The 22662-nt window shown below is 58.8% G+C and carries 16 protein-coding genes; 14 read left to right on the forward strand and 2 right to left on the reverse strand.

Translation table 11 applies throughout. From position 1 onward, the window contains the following. Positions 1-509 precede the first annotated feature (509 nt). The gene (locus ABVN21_RS01760; protein WP_339555517.1) at positions 510-773 is read right to left on the reverse strand and encodes a DUF2790 domain-containing protein; all 264 of its coding nucleotides are present in this window, start codon (positions 771-773) and stop codon (positions 510-512) included. 449 nt (positions 774-1222) lie between these two features. On the opposite strand from ABVN21_RS01760, the gene acs reads away from it, so the two are divergent. From acs to argR, 7 genes are all read left to right on the forward strand, one after another. Beyond that, the gene (gene acs / locus ABVN21_RS01765; RefSeq protein WP_339555518.1) at positions 1223-3178 is read left to right on the forward strand and encodes an acetate--CoA ligase; all 1956 of its coding nucleotides are present in this window, start codon (positions 1223-1225) and stop codon (positions 3176-3178) included. A 702-nt stretch (positions 3179-3880) separates the two neighbouring features. Continuing rightward, positions 3881-4654, forward strand: coding sequence for an ABC transporter substrate-binding protein (locus ABVN21_RS01770; protein ID WP_339555519.1), 774 nt, complete (start codon positions 3881-3883; stop codon positions 4652-4654). A 92-nt stretch (positions 4655-4746) separates the two neighbouring features. Then, complete coding sequence (locus tag ABVN21_RS01775; protein WP_339555520.1) at positions 4747-5436, forward strand: ABC transporter permease; 690 nt, start codon at positions 4747-4749, stop codon at positions 5434-5436. After that, positions 5433-6131 (forward strand): ABC transporter permease, encoded by a 699-nt coding sequence (locus ABVN21_RS01780; RefSeq protein ID WP_218441626.1) that lies wholly within the window; start codon positions 5433-5435, stop codon positions 6129-6131. Before ABVN21_RS01775 ends, ABVN21_RS01780 begins: the two co-directional genes overlap by 4 nt. Position 6132: 1 nt before the next feature. Then, complete coding sequence (locus tag ABVN21_RS01785; protein ID WP_339555521.1) at positions 6133-7245, forward strand: M14 family metallopeptidase; 1113 nt, start codon at positions 6133-6135, stop codon at positions 7243-7245. A gap of 27 nt (positions 7246-7272) precedes the next feature. After that, on the forward strand, positions 7273-8037 hold the full coding sequence (locus tag ABVN21_RS01790) for an ATP-binding cassette domain-containing protein (protein ID WP_339555522.1): 765 nt from the start codon (positions 7273-7275) through the stop codon (positions 8035-8037). Between the two features lie 247 nt (positions 8038-8284). Then, positions 8285-9265 carry a transcriptional regulator ArgR gene (gene argR / locus ABVN21_RS01795; protein WP_339555523.1) on the forward strand — a complete coding sequence of 327 codons (981 nt, stop codon included), beginning with the start codon at positions 8285-8287 and terminating at the stop codon, positions 9263-9265. A 17-nt stretch (positions 9266-9282) separates the two neighbouring features. On the opposite strand, the gene ABVN21_RS01800 is transcribed toward argR, so the two are convergent. Then, complete coding sequence (locus ABVN21_RS01800; RefSeq protein WP_339555524.1) at positions 9283-14307, reverse strand: DUF6543 domain-containing protein; 5025 nt, start codon at positions 14305-14307, stop codon at positions 9283-9285. A gap of 311 nt (positions 14308-14618) precedes the next feature. On the opposite strand from ABVN21_RS01800, the gene ABVN21_RS01805 reads away from it, so the two are divergent. From ABVN21_RS01805 to astE, 7 genes are all read left to right on the forward strand, one after another. After that, positions 14619-15839, forward strand: a complete 1221-nt coding sequence (locus tag ABVN21_RS01805; protein ID WP_339555525.1) for an aspartate aminotransferase family protein — start codon at positions 14619-14621, stop codon at positions 15837-15839. Between the two features lie 237 nt (positions 15840-16076). After that, positions 16077-17096 carry an arginine/ornithine succinyltransferase subunit alpha gene (gene aruF / locus ABVN21_RS01810; protein WP_339555526.1) on the forward strand — a complete coding sequence of 340 codons (1020 nt, stop codon included), beginning with the start codon at positions 16077-16079 and terminating at the stop codon, positions 17094-17096. A gap of 87 nt (positions 17097-17183) precedes the next feature. Next, entirely contained in the window at positions 17184-18209 is a 1026-nt protein-coding gene (astA, locus tag ABVN21_RS01815) for an arginine N-succinyltransferase (RefSeq protein WP_339555527.1), read from the forward strand. Beyond that, positions 18206-19675 carry a succinylglutamate-semialdehyde dehydrogenase gene (gene astD, locus ABVN21_RS01820; protein WP_339555593.1) on the forward strand — a complete coding sequence of 490 codons (1470 nt, stop codon included), beginning with the start codon at positions 18206-18208 and terminating at the stop codon, positions 19673-19675. The genes astA and astD overlap by 4 nt, the downstream gene beginning before the upstream one ends. Before the next feature lie 165 nt (positions 19676-19840). Next, positions 19841-21187, forward strand: a complete 1347-nt coding sequence (astB, locus tag ABVN21_RS01825) for an N-succinylarginine dihydrolase (RefSeq protein ID WP_339555528.1) — start codon at positions 19841-19843, stop codon at positions 21185-21187. A gap of 61 nt (positions 21188-21248) precedes the next feature. Then, the gene (locus tag ABVN21_RS01830) at positions 21249-21539 is read left to right on the forward strand and encodes a hypothetical protein (protein ID WP_034151456.1); all 291 of its coding nucleotides are present in this window, start codon (positions 21249-21251) and stop codon (positions 21537-21539) included. Positions 21540-21551: 12 nt separating this feature from the next. Further along, complete coding sequence (astE, locus tag ABVN21_RS01835; protein ID WP_339555529.1) at positions 21552-22562, forward strand: succinylglutamate desuccinylase; 1011 nt, start codon at positions 21552-21554, stop codon at positions 22560-22562. Positions 22563-22662 lie beyond the last annotated feature (100 nt).

A 22662-nucleotide genomic window follows, 5' to 3' on the forward strand; every position in this document is an offset into this window, starting at 1 on the left:
AAATTGATTGGTTGGTATTTCACACGGCTGTACTGGCCGCGTTGGATCTAAAGGAATCGTTTTTTGCACCAGCCAAGGCAGGCAATAAAACAGAATTTTGTACGGGGTTCCGAGAGCCTCTGATGGGCGCAATCAGCATCGAATGCTGCTGCGGGGCTTCAGACTGGCTATTCATCCCTGTAAGGGGATATTGCAGGCCCGTTTAAGGCGGCATTATAGGGAAATTTTCACGGGCGTGGTGGGGCGAATCCGCGCATGGGGCGGTCGAAAGGGCAGGTTTTTCGGTCGGAGCGAGGGTTTACAGGGCTTTGGCGGGTGCAGATTTTTTTTCGCAAAAAATGCTTGAAATCGGTTTTGCTCAAAAAACAATCAAAAAAAGGCTTTTTTCACTACATCTTGTGTTTCGGAACGCTTTTCGACGACTCAAGACACAACTGAGCCCGACCGGAATCGGGCTGGAATCGACCTTCAGCCATCCGCTGAATTGATCCGATTCGGTGCAGTCACCATCAGTCGCTGGAGCAGCCGTTGCCCATGACGCTGTAACGCAGGATATGCCGCTGACCTTTAGAGTCGTCGTATTCCATTTTCGCCGGGACAACTTCACAGACATTGGGAACTTCGCTCAGGGCGATAACTTTGGCGATGTCCAGGTGCATCGAGTAAGTGTATTCCTCGATAGCCGGTTGTTGCTGCGCGACATCAGTCTGAACCTCGTCTGCCATGGCGGTTGCGCACAGACTGCTGAGGGCCAGAACCAATAAAGCTTTCATCTGAAATTTACCTTTTTTAGGTCGAATGGGGTCACGCAACCTTTGTGGGGTTGCGTGTGGATCTAACTACTTGGATTTGGGTTAACTGCCTTCGTGGGGGCTGTAACTTGGTTAACTCAGGTTGCCGGGTTGGCGGAGCGAATTTTAGGCGTGGGGGTTACATTCATATAGGCGTGCTTTTGATAAACACCTTTGACAGTTTTCGTAACAATCATTGAAAACCACTTGTAGGAGTCGGCTAGCTGGCGATATTGGCGACGCGCTGCGTCGGGTGGGGCGTCATCGCTGGCAAGCCAGATCCTACGGGGTGTGGGGCGACAGGAAATCGCTGGATTACTTATCCACGACACTTGTAGGGCCTTGTTACTACCATCGTCGAATGGTTCTATTGGCCCAGCACGGCTACAACGTGGTCATACAAAAACAACTATTCCACCGAGGTAAGAAAGATGAGTGCGGCTTCCCTGTATCCCGTTCGTCCCGAGGTTCTGGCCAATACGCTGACTGACGAGGCGACCTACAAGGCCATGTACCAGCAGTCGGTCGTCAACCCGGACGGCTTCTGGCGCGAGCAAGCCAAGCGCCTCGACTGGATCAAGCCTTTCACCACGGTGAAGCAGACTTCCTTCGACGATCACCATGTCGACATCAAATGGTTCGCCGACGGCACCCTGAACGTTTCCTACAACTGCCTCGATCGTCATCTGGCCGAGCGCGGCGATCAAGTCGCGATCATCTGGGAAGGCGACGACCCTGCCGAAAGCCGCAACATCACCTACCGCGAGTTGCACGAACAAGTCTGCAAGTTCGCTAACGCCCTGCGTGGCCAGGATGTGCATCGCGGCGACGTAGTAACTATCTATATGCCGATGATCCCCGAAGCCGTGGTCGCTATGCTGGCCTGTACCCGGATCGGCGCGATTCACTCGGTGGTGTTCGGCGGTTTCTCGCCAGAAGCCTTGGCTGGCCGCATCATCGACTGCAAGTCGAAAGTGGTGATTACCGCCGATGAAGGCGTTCGTGCCGGCAAAAAGATCCCGCTCAAGGCCAACGTCGACGACGCCCTGACCAACCCGGAAACCAGCAGCATCCAGAAAGTCATCGTGTGCAAGCGCACAGGTGGCGACATCAAGTGGAACCAGCATCGCGACATCTGGTTCGAGGACCTGATGAAAGTGGCGGGCACCGTGTGTGCGCCGAAAGAGATGGGCGCTGAAGAAGCACTGTTCATCCTTTACACCTCGGGCTCCACCGGCAAGCCGAAGGGCGTGCAACACACCACTGGCGGCTACCTGTTGTACGCGGCCATGACCCACGAGCGCGTGTTTGACTACCGTCCCGGCGAAATCTACTGGTGCACCGCCGACGTCGGCTGGGTCACCGGCCATAGCTACATCGTCTACGGCCCTCTGGCGAACGGTGCGACAACGCTGCTGTTCGAAGGCGTGCCGAACTACCCGGACATCACCCGTGTGGCGAAGATCGTCGACAAGCACAAGGTCAACATCCTCTACACCGCACCAACCGCGATCCGCGCGATGATGGCGGCGGGCACTGCCGCTGTTGAAGGCGCTGATGGCAGCAGCCTGCGCTTGCTCGGTTCGGTCGGCGAACCGATCAACCCGGAAGCGTGGGATTGGTACTACAAGAATGTCGGCAAGTCCCGTTGCCCGATCGTCGATACCTGGTGGCAGACCGAAACCGGCGGCAACATGATGAGCCCTCTGCCGGGCGCTCACGCGCTCAAGCCGGGTTCTGCCGCCCGTCCGTTCTTCGGCGTGGTGCCAGCGTTGGTAGACAACCTGGGCAACATCATCGAGGGCGAGGCCGAGGGCAACCTGGTGATTCTCGATTCGTGGCCAGGCCAGGCACGTACCCTGTACGGCGACCACGACCGCTTCGTCGACACCTACTTCAAGACCTTTCGTGGCATGTACTTCACCGGTGACGGCGCGCGTCGCGACGCCGATGGTTACTACTGGATCACCGGTCGCGTGGACGACGTGCTCAACGTGTCCGGCCACCGCATGGGTACTGCCGAGATCGAAAGCGCGATGGTCGCCCACCCGAAAGTCGCCGAAGCAGCGGTGGTCGGTGTGCCGCATGACATCAAGGGGCAGGGCATCTATGTCTACGTCACGCTGAAAAACGGTGAAGAGCCGAGCGAGCAACTGCGCCTGGAACTGAAAAACTGGGTGCGCAAGGAGATTGGTCCGATTGCCTCGCCGGATGTGATTCAGTGGGCGCCGGGCCTGCCGAAAACCCGTTCGGGCAAGATCATGCGCCGTATCCTGCGCAAGATTGCTACAGCCGAGTACGATGGGTTGGGTGATATCTCCACCTTGGCCGATCCGGGTGTGGTGCAGCATTTGATTGATACGCACAAGACGATGAATGTGGCGTAAGCGCCGACTCTGAGTCACAGAAAGCCCCGTCAGGTGTTGAGCCTGGCGGGGCTTTTTTGTGACTGAGGGTCTTGTGTTGGCTGGGATGGCCTCATCGCTGGCAAGCCAGCTCCTACAAGGATTTTCGGTGTGCGCGCGATCTGAGTTACGCCACAAAAAATTGTGGGAGCGGGCTTGCCCGCGATAGCGGTGTATCAGACACCACTTAAGCACCGGCCAATAATTATCGGCCTCCACTCTCGGAACGTTCCTACTGTTACCCACGATCTTTCAAGTTACTGAATGTGTAACCGCATCGCATCGATCCGGGGCATAGGGAAACGCAAAGCACCGATTCAGGGCCTCAAGACCATCCGCGAAAAATAAGACCCAACGCTGCGCTTGCCGGATTAGAAGGCTTTGCCAATAATAGGCCCGCAATTTGCAGCTAAGATCGGTTCACTGTCTTTTGCCTTTGCATTATTTTGCAGGGCTGTCAACGTGCCCAAACGGCTTTCTCGGTGCATCTGTAACTAGTTGTCGCATTGAAGAAATATCGGCTTCGGGCCTGTCGTTAGAATGCCGATCACTCGCTCGTCGTTGCCTGTGTTGAAAATGCGCACGCGCAATGTAGGACGCAGCAACGCTTTCCGGTTCCACTCATTCGCATATTGGGCTATCGCTCACTCTGCCGTTTCAGCCCTTTACCGATGGAGTCCCAAGATGAAGAAACTCGTGCTGCTTGGCGCCCTGGCACTGTCCGTGCTGTCCCTGCCAACCTTCGCCGATGAAAAGCCTCTGAAAATTGGTATCGAGGCGGCTTACCCTCCGTTCGCGTCCAAAGCGCCGGACGGCAGCATCGTTGGTTTCGACTACGACATCGGCAACGCCCTGTGCGAAGAGATGAAGGTCAAGTGCGTGTGGGTCGAGCAAGAATTCGACGGCCTGATCCCGGCACTCAAAGTGCGCAAGATCGACGCGATCCTGTCGTCCATGTCGATCACTGAAGACCGCAAGAAATCCGTGGACTTCACCAACAAGTACTACAACACCCCGGCCCGCCTCGTCATGAAGGAAGGCACTCAGGTCAGCGAAGGCCTGACCGAGCTCAAGGGCAAGAACATCGGCGTGCAGCGTGGTTCGATCCACGAGCGGTTCGCCCGCGAAGTCCTGGCCCCGCTGGGTGCCGAGATCAAACCGTACGGTTCGCAGAACGAAATCTACCTCGACGTCTCCGCCGGTCGCCTCGACGGCACCGTGGCAGACGCTACCCTGTTGAATGACGGCTTCCTGAAAACCGACGCCGGCAAAGGCTTCGCCTTCGTTGGCCCGGCATTCACCGACGTCAAATACTTCGGCGACGGCGTGGGTATCGCGGTTCGCAAGGGTGACGCGCTGAAAGACAAGATCAACACCGCGATCGCTGCCATCCGCGAGAACGGTAAGTACAAGCAAATCCAGGACAAGTACTTCGACTTCGACATTTACGGCAAGTAAATACGTCGCAACGACAAGTCCGAAATGGCGCAAGCAACAGGATCTCTGAGGTTTGCGCCATTTTTTCATCCTAACTTTCGAGGACCTGAATCATGTTGAAAGGCTACGGGGCTGTCATCCTCGATGGCGCTTGGCTGACGCTTCAGCTCGCCTTGTCGTCCATGGCGCTGGCCATTGTCCTGGGCCTGATCGGCGTGGCGCTGCGTCTGTCGCCGGTGCGCTGGCTGGCCTGGCTGGGCGACCTGTACTCCACCGTGATTCGCGGGATTCCCGACCTGGTGCTGATCCTGTTGATTTTCTACGGCGGTCAGGACCTGCTCAACCGCGTCGCACCGATACTCGGTTACGACGACTACATCGACCTCAACCCGCTGGCCGCCGGTATCGGCACTTTGGGCTTCATCTTCGGTGCGTACCTGTCGGAAACCTTCCGTGGCGCGTTCATGGCGATCCCGAAAGGTCAGGCTGAAGCCGGCATGGCTTACGGCATGAGCAGTTTTCAGGTGTTCTTCCGGGTGTTGGTGCCGCAGATGATTCGTCTGGCGATTCCGGGTTTCACCAACAACTGGCTGGTATTGACCAAGGCCACCGCGCTGATTTCGGTGGTGGGTCTGCAAGACATGATGTTCAAGGCCAAGCAGGCGGCAGACGCTACCCGCGAACCTTTCACCTTCTTCCTCGCAGTGGCGGCGATGTATCTGGTGATCACCAGTGTGTCGTTGCTGGCATTGCGTCACCTTGAGAAGCGCTACTCGGTAGGCGTAAGGGCGGCTGATCTATGATCTTCGACTACAACGTCATCTGGGAGGCCTTGCCGCTGTACTTCGGCGGCCTGCTGACCACCCTCAAATTGCTCGCGCTGTCGCTGTTCTTCGGCCTGCTGTGTGCGTTGCCGCTGGGCCTGATGCGCGTCTCGAAAAACGCCGTGGTCAACATGACCGCCTGGCTCTACACCTACGTGATTCGTGGCACGCCGATGCTGGTGCAGCTGTTCCTGATCTACTACGGTCTGGCGCAGTTCGAAGCGGTACGCGAAAGCTTCCTCTGGCCGTGGCTGTCCAGCGCAACGTTCTGCGCGTGCCTGGCGTTCGCGATCAACACCAGCGCCTACACCGCCGAAATCATCGCCGGCAGCCTGCGCGCCACGCCGAACGGTGAGATTGAAGCGGCCAAGGCCATGGGCATGTCGCGCTTCAAGATGTACAAGCGCATCTTGCTGCCATCAGCCCTGCGCCGCGCGCTGCCGCAGTACAGCAACGAAGTGATCATGATGCTGCAGACCACCAGCCTGGCGTCCATCGTGACGCTGATCGACATCACCGGTGCCGCGCGCACGGTCAACGCCCAGTTCTACCTGCCGTTCGAGGCCTATATCACCGCCGGCGTGTTCTACCTGTGCCTGACCTTCATTCTGGTGAAGCTGTTCAAACTGGCCGAGCGCCGCTGGCTGGGCTACCTGGCCCCGCGGAAGCACTGATATGGAACGCATCGATCATTCATTGCCATGGAGCCACCTGGGCAGCGAACGGCAGATTTCGGTGTTCCGCTTCGGCAGTGGCGAGCGTAAGGCTTATATCCAGGCCAGCCTGCACGCCGATGAATTGCCGGGGATGCGCACCGCTTGGGCGCTGAAAAAGCGCTTGGCCGAACTCGAAGCCCAAGGCTTGCTCAACGGTGTGATCGAACTGGTTCCGGTAGCTAATCCACTGGGCCTCGGTCAACTGCTGCAAGGCAACCATCAAGGACGTTTCGAGGCGGGCAGTGGCAAGAACTTCAACCGCGATTTCGTCGAGCTGAGCGCGCCTGTCGCCGCAGCACTCGATGGCCATCTCGGTGATGATCCGCACGCCAATATTCGCCTGATCCGTCAGGCGATGGCTGATCATCTGGCTGCATTGCCACCGGCCAGCAGCCAGTTACAGGGCATGCAGCGCATTTTGCTCAGCCATGCCTGCACCGCCGACGTGGTGCTGGACCTGCATTGCGATGCCGAAGCGGCGCTGCACATGTACGCCTTGCCGCAGCACTGGCCGCAATGGCGTTCGCTGGCTGCGCACTTGAATGTGCGGGTCGGTTTGCTGGCTGAAGATTCCGGCGGCAGTTCGTTCGACGAAGCCTGTTCGCTGCCGTGGTTGCGCTTGTCGCGTCTGTTCCCGGACGCGCAGATTTCGCTGGCTTGCCTGGCGACTACCCTTGAATTGGGTGGTCAGGCCGATACCGGTCGTGCTGAGACCGAGGCGTACGCCGAGGGCATTCTGGCGTTCCTCGCCGAGCAAGGACTGATCAATGGCGACTGGCCAAAACCTGCGCAGGAAGCGTGCGAAGGCCTGCCGTTCGAAGGCACCGAATTGCTGTTCGCGCCGCATCCCGGTGTGGTGAGTTTTCTGCGTCAACCCGGCGAATGGGTTGAAGCCGGAGACGAGATTTTTGAAGTGATCGATCCGTTGTCGGATCGGGTCAGCACGGTGTGTGCTGGTACGTCCGGGGTGCTGTTTGCCATTGAGCGGCTGCGTTATGCCCAACCCGGTTTCTGGCTGGCCAAGGTGGCGGGGCGCGAAGCGCTGCGTCACGGGCGCTTGCTCAACGACTGACTGACTGTTTTTGTGAGAACCGACCGCATGTACAAACTTGAAGTCCAAGACCTGCATAAACGCTATGGCAGTCACGAAGTGCTCAAGGGTGTGTCCCTGAAAGCGGCGGCTGGCGATGTGATCAGCATCATCGGCTCCAGTGGCTCCGGCAAAAGTACCTTCCTGCGCTGCATCAACCTGCTGGAGCAGCCGCACGCGGGCAGGATCCTGCTCAACAATGAAGAGCTGAAGCTGGTGGCGAACAAGGACGGCGGCATGAAGGCCGCCGATCCGAAACAGTTGCAACGCATGCGTTCGCGCCTGTCGATGGTGTTCCAGCATTTCAACCTGTGGTCGCACATGACCGCGCTGGAAAACATCATGGAAGCGCCGGTCCACGTGCTGGGCGTATCCAAGGCCGAGGCCCGTGAAAAGGCCGAGCACTACCTGAACAAGGTCGGCGTGGCCCATCGTAAAGATGCTTATCCGGGCCACATGTCCGGCGGCGAACAACAACGCGTGGCGATTGCCCGTGCGCTGGCGATGGAACCGGAAGTGATGCTGTTCGACGAACCGACCTCGGCCCTCGACCCAGAGCTGGTCGGCGACGTGCTGAAAGTGATGCAGGCCCTGGCCCAGGAAGGCCGGACCATGGTCGTGGTAACCCACGAAATGGGTTTCGCCCGTGAAGTGTCGAACCAGTTGGTGTTCCTGCATAAGGGTGTCGTCGAAGAAAGCGGCAACCCGCGCGAAGTGCTGGTGAACCCGCAATCCGAGCGTCTGCAGCAATTCCTTTCGGGCAGCCTGAAGTAATCAAGGCTGCCGTTGTGCACCGGGATAGTGCATGCTTCGCGATTTAGAAGCTGGCCCGATCCTCTGTAGGAGCCGGCTTGCTGGCGATAGCAGTGGGTCAGCTTGCATATCTGGCACAGACAGTCCGCTATCGCCAGCAAGCCGGCTCCTACAGGTTTGTTCGGTGCTGGTTTGAAGATTTGCGTTCATTTACGGGCTAGCATTGGCCCATGCCTTCATCACTGTTCTTCGCTTCGGATTGCTCACCATGACTGCCCATCGAATTGGTTTCCTGATTTGGCCCAGCACCAAAGCACTGACGCTTGCGCTGGCTGAGGAGGCCTTGCGCGTTGCCCAGCGTGTGCATCCGGACGTGGTCTACGAACTGTCGTTCTTGCAGGCCGAAGCGCCGGGCGAAAGCAGCTGGCAATTGCCCGGTGAACCCTGGACCGGCAAGCTCGAAAACTTCCAGAAACTGTTCCTGCTCGCCGACGAGCCACCGACCGCGTTGGCGCCGGCGCTCAGCAGTGCGCTCAAGCAACTGGTGCGTGCCGGATGCGTGATCGGCGGTTTGTCGGCCGGTGTCTACCCGTTGGCGCAACTCGGTTTACTCGACGGTTATCGTGCTGCCGTGCACTGGCGCTGGCAGGACGATTTCGCCGAACGCTTCCCGAAAGTGATTGCTACCAGCCACCTGTTCGACTGGGATCGCGATCGCCTGACCGCGTGCGGCGGCATGTCGGTGCTCGATTTGCTGTTGGCCGTTTTGGCCCGCGATCACGGTGCAGAACTGGCCGGCGCGGTCTCTGAAGAACTGGTGGTCGAACGCATCCGCGAGGGTGGCGAACGCCAGCGCATCCCGTTACAAAACCGTCTCGGATCCAGCCATCCGAAGCTCACCCAAGCGGTGCTGCTGATGGAAGCCAATATCGAAGAGCCGCTGACCACTGACGAAATCGCCCAGCACGTGTGCGTGTCCCGTCGGCAGCTGGAGCGGATCTTCAAGCAATACCTCAACCGCGTGCCTAGCCAGTACTACCTGGAGCTGCGCCTGAACAAGGCCCGGCAAATGTTGATGCAAACCAGCAAGTCGATCATCCAGATCGGCCTGTCGTGCGGCTTCTCCTCCGGGCCGCATTTCTCCAGCGCCTACCGCAACTTCTTCGGCGCCACGCCGCGGGAAGATCGCAACCAGCGGCGCAGCAGCAGTCCCTTCGAGTTGTCATCTGTGCCGCCGGAGCGCGGTTGATCCACACCTGAGCTTGATCAATCTTCCGGGGCTGAATCCTCGGAAGTCGACACCTCCATTTCTGCTCGTTCAATCACGGCCTGAACACCGAAATCGATGTTGGTCAGCCTGAAATATTCGAGCAGGATTTGCAGGCTTTCTTCGGAAAACGGATTGTCCCGAAGTTCGATGCTCTCGGCGATTTCCATCGGTAATTCCAGAATGTCGCTGGGTATCCGGGTAATCGCGTTACTGCTGAGATCCGCGGTATCCAGACTCTTGAGTTGCAATAACCCGGAAGGCAATTCGGTGAGGCCGCAGTTTGTCAGCTGCAATGTCGCCAGATCGCTCATCTGGCTGACATCGGGTGCAAGCCCCAACGGGTTATTGCTCAAGTCCAGGAAGTTCAGGCGCGTCATCTCAGCCAGGCCCGAGACGGACTGCGGGGTCAGGGTGATATTGCACTCGGGAAAATTGACTGAGGTCAGCTCGTCCATGCGGAAAATCGACTCCGGCAAATCACCCAGGCGGAAGTCGCATAGGCTGATGGTCTGGAGTTTAGGAAAGCGCTCCAGAAATCTTGTAACGCCAGTAGTCAGGCCGGATTCGCTGTTCATGTAAACCATCGAAACGTGGCTGAAATCTGCGCTCAGGGTTGGCAGGTCACCGGTAATCAAGGTGTCCAGGCTCAAATCAAACGTCGGTTGCATCAAGTCGTAGAAGTCATTCAGTTCGCTTTCTCGACGCCAGCAGCGCAATACAAGCTGTTTGAATTCGTCCCGGGTCGAGTGCTCAAACAGCAACTGCTGGGCATCGAACGGTTGGTTGGTGTGCGGGTGTACGGCCGGGATGTTGGCAGTCCAGGCAGACAGCTCGTTTTCGAGGGTTGCGAGTTCGGTTTCCAGGCGACTCAGTACGACTCGACCTTCGACCAGCGTACCGGGTAGCAGGTGCACGAATCTGCTCGCGACCTCTTGATCCATCATTGGGTACAGCGCCTGAACGCGACGTATGTCGGATTCAACTGCGAAGATCCCGAAGTCCTGATGGGTGTTTTGGAAGTGTTGCTTGAGGCGTTCTCGGCTGGCTGCTACGAGAGGGTTATTGCCCAGGTCGATGCCTTCTTGAGTGCTGCGTTGCAGGGTGAACAGCGCTGAGGGCAATTCCTCAATCAGGTTGTCATTAAGCAGGGCTGTACGCAGGCGCGGACGCGTTAGCAAACCGTGTGGCAGACCGGTAATGCCCGTATGCGACAAGTCGATGTAGTTCAGGTTGGGCATGCTGTCTACATTTGGTACCCGTCCCAGCGGATTCTTGTACAGATCCAGTATCGTCAGCTCGTGAAGTCCTGCGAGTGTGGTTTGGTCTTCGGGGCTGAGGACGATCGAACAATCGCTGAGTACCAAAGACTTCAGTTGCGGTGACTGGAGCAAGTCGGGAAGTCGGGCAAGGTTGAAGTTGCGTAACGTGAGGGTGCGCAAACCGGAAAAATTGCGCATGAACTCATGTATGCCACGCGTGGCGTTGCTGCCATCCAGCGTCACCATGGTGACCGCACCGAAGTCGGCGCTTAGCAAAGGCAGCTCGCCGATAATCGGGCGGAAGAAGCTGAAATTTAGCGTATCCCGAATGGACTCGGGAAGGGTCCATTGCTGTCGCCAGCAGTCCAGCAAATCGATCATGAATTGCTGGCGGGTTTGCTTTTGGAGGGCCAATTGCTCCGGGGTGAGCCTGATGTGATATTCAGGAATGAGCAACGGGATTTCTTCGGTCCAAGGCGACAGTGTCTCGACAAGTCGCTGGTGGTCAGTGATAAGCCGACTCAACTCTGCCCGTGGTCCGCTTGGGTGTTGTTGCAGGCGCAGGACGAAGGCTTCCAGCTCCTCGGCCGATAGATGCGGAAACAGGGTTTGAGCACGGGCTTGCAAGGTTGGTGTGTTCTTCGGCATCAGACGATAGCCATCACCACCGCCCAGCAGGCGCATCACTGTTGGATCGTAGGCAGGTTTGTAAATGGGCTGTGCAGCCAGCAAATTGCGCAAGGCATTGCGGCTCAACGTGTGTTGGCGAATCAATTGTTTAAGGCGTTCGCCTTCGCCGATATGCATGTTCAGTGCAGCTCGCTCACTGTCCGGCACTGCTTGCAAAAGACTGTCGTGAAACGAGGACGAACCGCTGAGCGCTTCGCCGGAGCTATCGAAAGGTTGGTAAGCGCCCGCTTCGGTGAGGACAAGGACCTTGCGGATCGGAGCGTCCGCACTGCCAAGGCTGTCGAGCAGGCGACCTTCAACGGAATAGTGGCGGATTTCCAGGCGCATCTGTCCTGTCCAGCCCGGCAAATTTTCCAGGGTGTGCAGGGCCAATCGATCCGAGTCGAGATTGGCTGTGGTCGACGGCAACTCAAGCCCTTCGTAGGCGCGGGAGACGCGCACTTGCAATACGGCTTCCTGGCTGAGGTCTGTCAGGCGCGGGGAAACGGTTCCGTGTTTGAGCTGTAGCAATTCTGGATCGCTCGCAGTACTCATAAGTGCTTCTGCGACGCTGATGGGTAAGCCCGGTTCGGCGTCCATGAGGGTTTGCACCGCGGGAGGTGCGCCGCGCTCGAGTTTGCGATAACGCTGCTCGAACAGGGTTTGTCGCTTGCGTTCGGCAATGTTTTCCAGTGTCCGGCGCAAGCTGCGCGTGCGGCTTTCGATGTGAGGGGAAGGCAGGCCAAACTCTTCGCCCATCAGGGTTTTTATTTCGGTATCCGAGAGGGCCAGCAGAAAGGTTTTGAGCAGGTCGCCGTTGCTGAGTCTGGTGACATCGATTTGTTGAACCGGCACATCGGGGGCGGGACTTTGCCAAAGTGTTTGTGCTGATCCATCGGTCAATCGCAGCCCTTTATTTGGCGGCCAATAGCCGTTTTCGTTGAGCAGCTCCAGTTGCAACAGCGGATCGGCCTTGAGGTAATTTTCCGGCGTCTCGCTGCCGATTTGCTGAATAAACGTTTGAATGTCTTGGTCGATCTTGAAGCGTATCAGCGTGTCGGCCAACAGCGGCGGTATTTGTCCGCCATTTACATGCATCTTGCGCAGGACATCTTCGCGGCAACCGCTGATGGCGAGGATTCGTTCGCGCTCGCTTTCGGAAAAGCGCTGCATGTCTGGTCCGATTCGTCGCAATACGGTGGGATGGTCCCAGGTCAGCGGTTGGTCGAGCTCGGTTTGCCAGGCGCCGGCGCGGTTATGTTTGAGCTGAGGCTTGTAGGCTTCAGAAAGAGAGGGATGGTCGATGCGATGCTCGCCGGTCACAGAGTCCTCGCTGACGGCGTAGTGTTTGCCTTCCAGTGGCAACAGGGTTTTGCCTTGATGCCGGTGCAGCCCGAGTGAATCCGGTTTCGAGCCAGCCGGGAGCGAGGTGGGCTGCTCGTAGGCAGTCAGATCGGGTTTCCAGTAGCGGGTATCGCCATTGGGTCGCTTCACCGAATTGAACCGATCGATGAACTGCACAACTTCCTTGGGCAGGATGGCGCGGAACTCTCCCGCCGCGACTACGCCACCCACTGCAAAGGTGCCGAGTTGCACAGCAGATTCAACCGCCCCCATGAAATGCGCGAAGGCCTCGGTGGCGTGGCCCTCGGCCCAATCGACTAAGCTTTCGAAGGTTTCGTCGAGTAGCTGATAAGCCATATAGCCCAGCATCAGTTCTCCGAGGAATGGCACGAATGGCAGTGCAATGAAGGCGGCGATGTTCAACACGAACGAGGCGACTTCCGTGAAGGAATCCCACAACGCCCAACGGGCTTTTTGGTCGACAGTTGCGGTGGACACCGCAATGACGCGCGCATCGTTGAGGATCTTGTTAAGCCTGCTTTGAAAGAAGTGGGTCAGTAATTGGCCTTTGACCGGCGTTGCCACAATGCGCAGATCGGGACGTTCGTTGGGCTGTTCCCTCCAGGTCGGCCGTGGATCGCCCGGCGGAACAGGCTGCCAGGTAATGGACGAAAGCTCGTTGTTCAACTGTGCGAAGAAGCGACCAAGGTCCTCATGATTGATGAAGCGACTGATGAACTGTTGGTATTCAGGTGTACGCAAACGCCGGCCAAGGTCCTCTGCGAATGCAGCGGACGACGGGTATTCCTTGATCGGATGTTCGGGGTCGTCAGGAATGTAGGCCACCACCCTGGCCACTTCCGTCGCCCGCTCCAGGTCCGGTGAAAACATCACGATGCCAGTCAGGGGGACGTTCATGACGGTCAATTCATGGTAGCCCCAGGATTGACCGCGCAATCGCAAATTCGGCAGGTTGTCGATCAGGCCAAGTATCAGTCGGTGCACGTCACTGCCCAGCAGTTTTTGCATGTGCGCCATGTGCAGGGCTGCGGTCAGTGCGGCTTTCTGGCTGTCGTGGATTTTCGACTTCAGTAAGGCCGCGGCCACCGGATTGCTGATGCCAAGATTGTCCTCCAGATACTCTTTATAGCGCTGGCCAATATCCAGCTCGCGGCAGAGACTTGTGAATGCCGTGATGGGCATCTTGTCCAGAATCTGCGGCACTGTATCGAATTGCCCGCTGGCCGAGGGAGGCGTGATGTAAGTCGAGGCCGGCTCGAAGGCGTCTGCTTTGGTTTCGCCGCTTTCAAAGTTGTGCAGCGCGGCATCGACCAGCGACACCGTCCAGATGCGCGCAGCCCCGGACTTCAACCGTAGCCATGGGATGTGATCCGGGATGTACAGGTGAAGGAAGGTTTTGTGAGCGTCCAGTTTCAGGCCGAACCGAGTCTTGAGTGCCGGTTCGAGCAACGATTGGGCGAACTCGGCAGGGCTCTGCAGTTTTGCCATCATCTGATCGACCTGATTCTGGCTGGTCACCTGTCTGGCGATGAGTTTGCCCAATTGCGCATGCTGATGGGGCGGCGCGTCCTTGAGTCCGGACGGCATGCCTGGCCTGCTATTGCGCAGTGCCTCACGACGTTGGGGCGTTGCCTGATGCAGCCAGGACGGGATCACGTTGATGAGGTGCTGAAAGTGAGCGTCCGGCCTGAAAGCATCGGAAGCGAGGTCGGTGGTTTCGGTATTCATGCGGTAACGGTGGCCATTGAGGTTTGATTAGGCCTTAGGAAACCCCGCGAGCACGGATAACGTGCGGTACATATTTACCGCACTCGTCGAAATGCCATGGGTTACAACGGAGCAAGCCTGCCGCAAACGCTCTGCGCCAGTTAAACTGCGCCTTTGCGACCCTATATGTCGCATTGCCGTAAACCCGGAAAAAACCGGGGTTTGCGCTATAAGAAGTTGTCGCTTGGCGGCAAGGCCGGGCTGAAAACTGTCCTTACAATCCTCACCAAGCTCGCCAGTTTCAGGCGAGTGTTCCTTTTCAGGAGACTCCGATGTCCGTTGAGCACGCTGCGGTACAACGCGCCGATTTCGACCAGGTAATGGTTCCCAACTATGCGCCTGCCGCATTCATTCCTGTGCGTGGTGCCGGTTCCCGCGTTTGGGACCAGTCCGGCCGCGAGCTGATCGACTTCGCCGGCGGGATCGCCGTCAACGTATTGGGCCATGCGCACCCGGCGCTGGTGGGTGCCTTGACCGAGCAAGCGAACAAGCTGTGGCACGTGTCCAACGTGTTCACCAATGAGCCGGCCCTGCGCCTGGCCCATAAGCTGATCGACGCCACGTTTGCCGACCGCGCGTTCTTCTGCAACTCCGGCGCCGAAGCCAACGAGGCCGCTTTCAAGCTGGCCCGTCGTGTCGGTTTCGACCGTTTCGGCAGCGAGAAGTACGAAATCATCGCCGCGCTCAACAGCTTCCACGGCCGTACCCTGTTCACCGTGAACGTCGGTGGCCAGTCGAAGTACTCCGACGGGTTCGGTCCGAAAATCACCGGTATCACTCACGTGCCGTACAACGATCTGGCCGCGCTGAAAGCCGCCATTTCCGACAAGACCTGCGCTGTGGTCCTAGAGCCGATCCAGGGCGAGAGCGGTGTAATTCCGGCTGAACTTGAATACCTGCAAGGTGCCCGCGATCTCTGCACCGCGAACAACGCGCTGCTGATTTTCGACGAAGTGCAAACTGGCATGGGCCGTACCGGCCATCTGTTCGCCTACCAGCATTACGGCGTGATCCCGGACATCCTGACCAGCGCCAAGAGCCTGGGCGGTGGTTTCCCGATCGCAGCCATGCTGACCACCGAAGACCTGGCCAAACACCTGGTCGTCGGCACCCACGGCACCACGTATGGCGGCAACCCGCTGGCGTGCGCTGTCGCTGAAGCGGTGATCGACGTGATCAACACCCCTGAAGTGCTGGCCGGCGTCAACGCCAAGCACGACAAGTTCAAGGCGCGCCTTGAGCAGATTGGCGAGAAGTACGGCCTTTTCACTCAGGTTCGTGGCATGGGCCTGTTGATTGGTTGCGTGTTGAGCGATGCCTGGAAAGGCAAGGCCAAGGACATCTTCAACGCCGCCGAGCATGAAGGCCTGATGGTCCTGCAAGCCGGCCCGGACGTGGTGCGTTTCGCCCCGAGCCTGGTGGTGGAAGACGCCGATATCGATGCCGGCCTGGACCGCTTCGAACGCGCTGCAGCTAAGCTGACCCAAGCCTGATAGACCTTTCGGCGCCTGACCTTTCAGGCGTCGATCCCAATTTTTTTACCGGACTCGTCCTGACGCACCACCCCTGTAGGAGCCGGCATGCCGGCGATGAGGCCTGAAAGCTTCGCGGCGATCAATCGGCCGCCATCGCCAGCAAGCCGGCTCCTACAAAGGTGTTTCACGGTGAACCCGGTATTTTTTCCCTGTCGACCAAACGGGTCGACCTGTTCTTGATTAAGGAGTGACACCATGCTGGTGATGCGCCCCGCGCAAATGGCTGATCTGGGCGAGGTACAGCGTCTGGCTGCGGACAGCCCGATTGGTGTCACTTCCTTGCCGGATGACGTTGAGCGCCTGAGCGACAAGATCGCCGCGAGCGAAGCCTCGTTCGCCGCCGAAGTCAGCTTCAATGGAGAGGAAAGCTATTTCTTCGTCCTCGAAGACACCGCCACCGGCAAACTTGCCGGTTGCTCGGCGATCGTGGCGTCGGCCGGTTATTCCGAGCCGTTCTACAGCTTCCGTAACGAAACTTTCGTTCACGCTTCCCGCGAGTTGAAGATCCACAACAAGATCCACGTGCTCTCGCAGTGCCACGACCTGACCGGCAACAGCTTGCTGACCAGTTTTTACGTGCAGCGCGAGTTGGTGGGTTCGCCTTGGTCGGAACTCAACTCCCGTGGCCGTTTGCTGTTCGTCGCCAGCCACCCGGAGCGCTTCGCCGATTCCGTGGTGACCGAAATCGTCGGTTACAGCGACGAAAATGGCGACTCACCGTTCTGGGACGCCATCGGCCGCAACTTCTTCGACCTCAACTACGCTGAAGCCGAGCGTTTGTGCGGTCTGAAGAGCCGGACTTTCCTCGCCGAGCTGATGCCGCATTACCCGATCTACGTGCCGTTGCTGCCGGACTCGGCGCAAGAAGCGATGGGCCAGGTCCATCCTCGGGCGCAGATCACCTTCGACATCCTGATGCGCGAAGGCTTCGAGACTGATCACTACATCGACATCTTCGACGGCGGTCCAACCTTGCACGCCCGCGTCTCGGGGATCCGTTCGATTGCCCAGAGCCGCGTAGTGCCAGTGAAAATCGGTGAGCCGGTCAAAGGCGCCGGTCGTCAGTACCTGGTGGCCAACGCCCAGTTGCAGGATTACCGCGCGGTATTGCTCGAACTGGATTACGCGCCGGGCAAACCCGTGACCCTGGATATGGAAGCGGCCGAAGCCCTGGGCGTCGGTGAAGGTGCCAGCGTGCGCCTGGTGGCGGTTTAACGCCTGCTGCTATGCCTATAAAGAGTGAATGCTTAGTAAAGCAGCGAGTTTCACGGGTGGCGTTAGCGGCCCGTTTGAGGAGATAGCATGATCGTTCGTCCCGTACGCAGCAGCGATTTACCCGCTCTGATCGACCTGGCCCGTAGCACCGGCACCGGCCTGACCACTTTGCCGGCCAACGAAGAACGGCTGGCCCATCGGGTCGGCTGGGCCGAGAAAACTTTTCGCGGCGAAGCCGGGCGGGGCGACGCGGACTATCTGTTCGTACTCGAAGATGACGATGGCCGCGTGGTGGGCATTTCCGCCATCGCTGGCGCTGTTGGCTTGCGTGAACCCTGGTACAACTTCCGCGTCGGTTTGACGGTCAGCGCTTCGCAAGAGCTGAACATCTATCGCGAAATCCCGACGCTATTCCTGGCCAACGACCTGACCGGCAACTCCGAACTGTGCTCGCTGTTCCTCCATGCCGATTACCGCAGTGGTCTGAACGGCCGCATGCTGTCCAAGGCGCGGATGCTGTTCATCGCCGAATTCCCGCAATTGTTCGGCAACAAAATCATCGCCGAGATGCGCGGTGTCTCCGACGAGGCCGGGCGCTCGCCGTTCTGGGAAAGTCTGGGTCGACACTTTTTCAAAATGGAATTCAGCCAGGCCGATTACCTGACCGGCGTGGGCAACAAGGCGTTCATCGCCGAGCTGATGCCGAAATTCCCGCTGTACACCTGCTTCCTGTCCCCGGATGCGCGCAACGTGATCGGTCAGGTCCACCCGGACACCGAGCCCGCGCTGTCGATGCTCAAGAGCGAAGGTTTCAGCTATCAGGGCTACGTCGACATCTTCGACGCGGGCCCGGCCATCGAATGCGAAACCGGCAAGATCCGCGCCGTGCGCGACAGCCAGGCGCTGGTGCTGGCCATCGGCACGCCGGGTGACGATGCCACGCCGTTCATCATTCACAACCGCAAGCGCGAAGACTGCCGGATCACCGCGGCACCGGCACGCTTCGCCGCCGGCACGCTGGTGGTCGATCCGCTGACCGCCAAACGTCTTCAACTCAACGCCGGCGATCAAGTGCGCGCCGTTCCGTTGTCCGCTGCACGGGAGTCGAAATAATGAAGTCGCTATACATTGCAGGTGAATGGCTGGCCGGTCAGGGCGAAGTCTTCGAGTCGCTGAACCCGGTGACCCAGCAAGTGCTGTGGTCCGGCGAAAGTGCCACCGCCGCACAAGTTGAATCGGCCGTGCAAGCGGCGCGTCAGGCGTTTCCGGACTGGGCTCGTCGCACGCTGGAAGAGCGTATCTCGGTGCTGGAAGCCTTCGCCGCTGCATTGAAAAATAACGCTGACGAACTGGCTCGCACCATCGGTGAGGAAACCGGCAAACCCCTGTGGGAGTCGGTAACTGAAGTCACCAGCATGGTCAACAAAATTGCGATCTCGGTGCAGAGCTACCGTGAACGCACCGGCGAGAAGAGCGGCCCGCTGGGCGACGCCACCGCCGTTTTGCGCCACAAGCCACATGGCGTGGTCGCGGTGTTCGGTCCTTACAACTTCCCGGGTCACCTGCCTAACGGTCACATCGTCCCGGCGTTGCTGGCCGGTAACAGTGTGCTGTTCAAGCCAAGCGAACTGACACCGAAAGTCGCCGAGCTGACGGTCAAGTGCTGGATCGAAGCCGGTCTGCCGGCTGGCGTGCTGAACCTGCTACAAGGCGCGCGTGAAACGGGTATCGCCCTGGCGGCGAATCCAGGCATAGACGGTCTGTTCTTCACTGGCTCCAGCCGCACCGGCAATCACTTGCATCAACAATTCGCCGGTCGCCCGGACAAGATCCTCGCGCTGGAGATGGGCGGCAACAACCCGCTGGTGGTCGATCAGGTCGCTGATCTTGATGCGGCTGTTTACACCATTATTCAGTCGGCATTCATTTCTGCCGGTCAGCGCTGCACTTGCGCGCGCCGCTTGCTGGTGCCGCAAGGAGCCTGGGGCGACACGTTGCTGGAGCGCCTGGTGGCGGTCAGCTCGACAATTGAAGTCGGCGCTTTCGACCAGCAACCGGCGCCTTTCATGGGCTCGGTCATTTCCCTCGGCGCGTCGAAAGCGCTGATGGAAGCTCAAGAACATCTGTTGGCCAATGGCGCCGTGGCGCTGTTGGAAATGACTCAGCCTCAGGCGCAGGCCGCGTTGCTGACCCCCGGCATTCTGGACGTGACGGCGGTGGCCGATCGCCCGGACGAAGAGCTGTTCGGCCCGCTGCTGCAAGTGATCCGCTACGCTGATTTTGAAGCGGCGATCGCTGAAGCCAACGACACCGCTTATGGCTTGGCAGCCGGTCTGCTCTCGGATTCCGAAGCGCGCTACCAGCAATTCTGGCTGGAAAGCCGCGCCGGTATCGTCAACTGGAACAAGCAATTGACCGGCGCCGCGAGCAGCGCACCATTCGGCGGGGTCGGCGCCTCGGGCAACCATCGCGCCAGCGCTTACTACGCAGCCGACTACTGCGCGTACCCGGTGGCCTCGCTGGAAACACCGAGCCTGGTGATGCCTGCCAGCCTGACGCCTGGCGTGAAGATGGCGTGATGTCCATCGCTGGCAAGCCAGCTCCCACAGGTCCTGCGTCGAACACAAAATATGTGAACACCGCTGAACCCGTAGGAGCTGGCCTGCCAGCGATCGGCCGCGAAGCAGCCGCCAATCCTTTGTTACTGATGCCTATAAAAAACAGATTCTCGTGGAGCCTCGCTGATGAAATCCTATGAAGTCAATTTTGACGGTCTAGTGGGGCCGACCCATAACTACGGCGGCCTGTCCTACGGCAACGTCGCATCCCAGAGCAACAGCCAGCAGTCTTCCAATCCGAAGGAAGCTGCGCTGCAAGGCCTGGCGAAAATGAAAGCGCTGACCGACATGGGCTTTCAACAAGGCGTGCTGGCACCACAAGAGCGCCCGGACGTGGCCGCACTGCGTCGCCTGGGCTTCAGCGGCACCGACGCTCAAGTGATCGAGCGCGCCGCCAAAGAAGCCATGCCCCTGCTGGTCGCCAGTTGCTCGGCATCGAGCATGTGGGTAGCCAATGCCGCCACCGTCAGCCCAAGTGCAGACACCGCGGACGGTCGCGTGCATTTCACCGCCGCCAACCTGAACTGCAAATACCACCGCAGCATCGAACACCCGACCACCAGCCGCGTGCTGGGTGCAATGTTTGCCGACCAGAAGCACTTCGCCCACCACGCTGCGTTGCCGGCTGTGGCGCAATTCGGCGACGAAGGCGCGGCCAACCACACACGTTTCTGCCGTGAATACGGCGAAGCCGGCGTTGAATTCTTCGTCTTCGGTCGTAGCGCGTTCGACACTCGCTACCCGGCCCCGCAGAAATACCCTGCGCGCCAGACCCTCGAAGCGTCCCAGGCCGTTGCCCGTTTGCACGGCTTGAGCGATGACGGCGTGGTCTACGCCCAACAAAACCCTTCGGTAATCGATCAGGGCGTTTTCCACAACGACGTGATCGCGGTGGGTAATGGTGAGGTGTTGTTCTATCACGAGGACGCGTTCCTCGAGACTGAGCAGATGCTCGCTGAGTTGCAGAGCAAACTCGCCAAAGTCGGTGGGAAATTTCAGTCTGTCTGCGTACCGCGTTCCGCAGTAACCGTCGAAGACGCGGTTCGCTCCTACCTGTTCAATAGCCAGCTGCTGTCGCGTCCTGACGGCTCCATGCTGTTGATCGTGCCGGAAGAATGCCGTGGCAACGAGCGCGTCTGGCACTACCTGCAGGGTTTGACCAGCTCCGGCGGCCTGATCCGTGAAGTTAAAGTCTTCGATCTCAAGCAGAGCATGCAGAACGGCGGAGGCCCGGCTTGCCTGCGACTGCGCGTCGCGCTCAACGAAACCGAACTGGCGGCGGTCAATCCAGGGGTTATCATGACCGCACCGTTGTACGGCACGTTGACCGAATGGGTCGACAAGCACTACCGCGACCGCATGACCGAAAACGATCTGGCGGACCCGCAATTGCTGCTTGAGTGCCGGACGGCACTGGATGAACTGACGCAAATCCTTAAACTGGGCGCGGTTTATCCATTCCAGATCAATTGATCGACGGCGCGTTGTTGTGCACGACAACGCGCCGCTTTATCTCAACCGAGAGCGTAAAAACATGAGCGATACCCTGCAGCTGATCCTTGAAGACACCGACGGCACGCAACTGGAAACGTCCTGCACCCGCGTCGCGGTCATGTGGCAAGGCAAAGAGCTGTGGATCCAACAGGACGGCCGTGGCCAGTTGCTGATCGGCGTGGACGTCGAAGAAGGTGACGCCGAATACGCTAACCTGCTGTTGCGCCCACTGGCGACTAATCTGGTAAGTCTGCAACTGGAAATGGAACCGGCGGAAATCGGTGACGACGAGGACCACGTTCACGGCCCGGATTGCAATCACGACCATTAAGGAAGCCGCTCTATGCTCGCCCTCGGCAAACTGCTTGAACTGACCCTCGCCGGCCGCGAACCGGCGGAGAAGACTCAACTGACTGTCGAAGGCGTGCGCATGCGCTGGTTGAGCGAAGGTGCGCTGGAAGTCCGGCCACCTGAAGCTCGCGACAATGGCCTGGACCTGCTGCTATCGGCCGGTATCCACGGCAACGAAACAGCGCCTATCGAATTGCTCGATCGCCTGTTGCACGACATCGCCCGCGGTGATCTGAAACCGCGTGCACGTATTCTGTTTCTGTTCGGCAATCCCGAAGCGATCCGCAAAGGTGAGCGATTTGTCGAGCAGGACGTCAATCGGCTGTTCAATGGCCGTCACGAACAAAGCAGCGGATCCGAAGCGTTGCGTGCTTGTGAGCTGGAGCGTTTGGCCGCCAGTTTCTTCAACCTGCCGGACCGCCAGCGCTTGCACTACGACCTGCACACCGCAATTCGTGGTTCGAAAATTGAACAGTTCGCGTTGTATCCGTGGAAGGAAGGCCGCCAGCATTCGCGCCAGGAACTGGCCCGCCTGCGCGCCGCCGGCATGGAAGCGGTGCTGCTGCAGAACAAGCCGTCCATCGTTTTCAGTTCCTACACCTACGACAAACTGGGTGCTGAGGCTTTTACCCTGGAACTGGGCAAGGCACGGCCGTTCGGGCACAACGATGGTGTCAACGTGTCGCTGCTGGAAACCCGGCTCAAACAGATTATCGAAGGCACCGAACCGGAACTGACTGAAGAAGCGCTCGATGGTTTGCAGTTATTCAGCGTGGCGCGGGAAATCATCAAGCACAGCGACAGCTTCCGCCTGAATCTGCCGGCGGATATTGAAAATTTTTCTGAGTTGGAAGTGGGTTATCTGTTGGCGGAAGACATCGCCCAGACCCGCTGGATCATCGAGGAAGAGGGCGCCCGGATCATCTTCCCGAACCCCAAGGTAAAGAATGGCCTTCGCGCCGGCATCCTGATCGTGCCAACGACCGACGAAAACCTGGCCTGAACCAGCCTCAGGCCCGACATGAATCCCTGTAGGAGCCGGCTTGCTGGCGATAACGGTGTGTCAGCCAACACAAGATTTGACTGACAGTCCGCGATCGCCG

The sequence above is a fragment of the Pseudomonas sp. MYb327 genome, from assembly GCF_040438925.1.
Lineage (GTDB): Bacteria > Pseudomonadota > Gammaproteobacteria > Pseudomonadales > Pseudomonadaceae > Aquipseudomonas.

What these genes read in the sequence shown, in the direction of transcription:
- ABVN21_RS01760 (WP_339555517.1), bottom strand. Translation starts at nt 773, where the DNA reads ATGAAAGCTTTATTGGTTCTGGCCCTCAGCAGTCTGTGCGCAACCGCC.
- acs (WP_339555518.1), top strand. Translation starts at nt 1,223, where the DNA reads ATGAGTGCGGCTTCCCTGTATCCCGTTCGTCCCGAGGTTCTGGCCAAT.
- ABVN21_RS01770 (WP_339555519.1), top strand. Translation starts at nt 3,881, where the DNA reads ATGAAGAAACTCGTGCTGCTTGGCGCCCTGGCACTGTCCGTGCTGTCC.
- ABVN21_RS01775 (WP_339555520.1), top strand. Translation starts at nt 4,747, where the DNA reads ATGTTGAAAGGCTACGGGGCTGTCATCCTCGATGGCGCTTGGCTGACG.
- ABVN21_RS01780 (WP_218441626.1), top strand. Translation starts at nt 5,433, where the DNA reads ATGATCTTCGACTACAACGTCATCTGGGAGGCCTTGCCGCTGTACTTC.
- ABVN21_RS01785 (WP_339555521.1), top strand. Translation starts at nt 6,133, where the DNA reads ATGGAACGCATCGATCATTCATTGCCATGGAGCCACCTGGGCAGCGAA.
- ABVN21_RS01790 (WP_339555522.1), top strand. Translation starts at nt 7,273, where the DNA reads ATGTACAAACTTGAAGTCCAAGACCTGCATAAACGCTATGGCAGTCAC.
- argR (WP_339555523.1), top strand. Translation starts at nt 8,285, where the DNA reads ATGACTGCCCATCGAATTGGTTTCCTGATTTGGCCCAGCACCAAAGCA.
- ABVN21_RS01800 (WP_339555524.1), bottom strand. Translation starts at nt 14,307, where the DNA reads ATGAATACCGAAACCACCGACCTCGCTTCCGATGCTTTCAGGCCGGAC.
- ABVN21_RS01805 (WP_339555525.1), top strand. Translation starts at nt 14,619, where the DNA reads ATGTCCGTTGAGCACGCTGCGGTACAACGCGCCGATTTCGACCAGGTA.
- aruF (WP_339555526.1), top strand. Translation starts at nt 16,077, where the DNA reads ATGCTGGTGATGCGCCCCGCGCAAATGGCTGATCTGGGCGAGGTACAG.
- astA (WP_339555527.1), top strand. Translation starts at nt 17,184, where the DNA reads ATGATCGTTCGTCCCGTACGCAGCAGCGATTTACCCGCTCTGATCGAC.
- astB (WP_339555528.1), top strand. Translation starts at nt 19,841, where the DNA reads ATGAAATCCTATGAAGTCAATTTTGACGGTCTAGTGGGGCCGACCCAT.
- ABVN21_RS01830 (WP_034151456.1), top strand. Translation starts at nt 21,249, where the DNA reads ATGAGCGATACCCTGCAGCTGATCCTTGAAGACACCGACGGCACGCAA.
- astE (WP_339555529.1), top strand. Translation starts at nt 21,552, where the DNA reads ATGCTCGCCCTCGGCAAACTGCTTGAACTGACCCTCGCCGGCCGCGAA.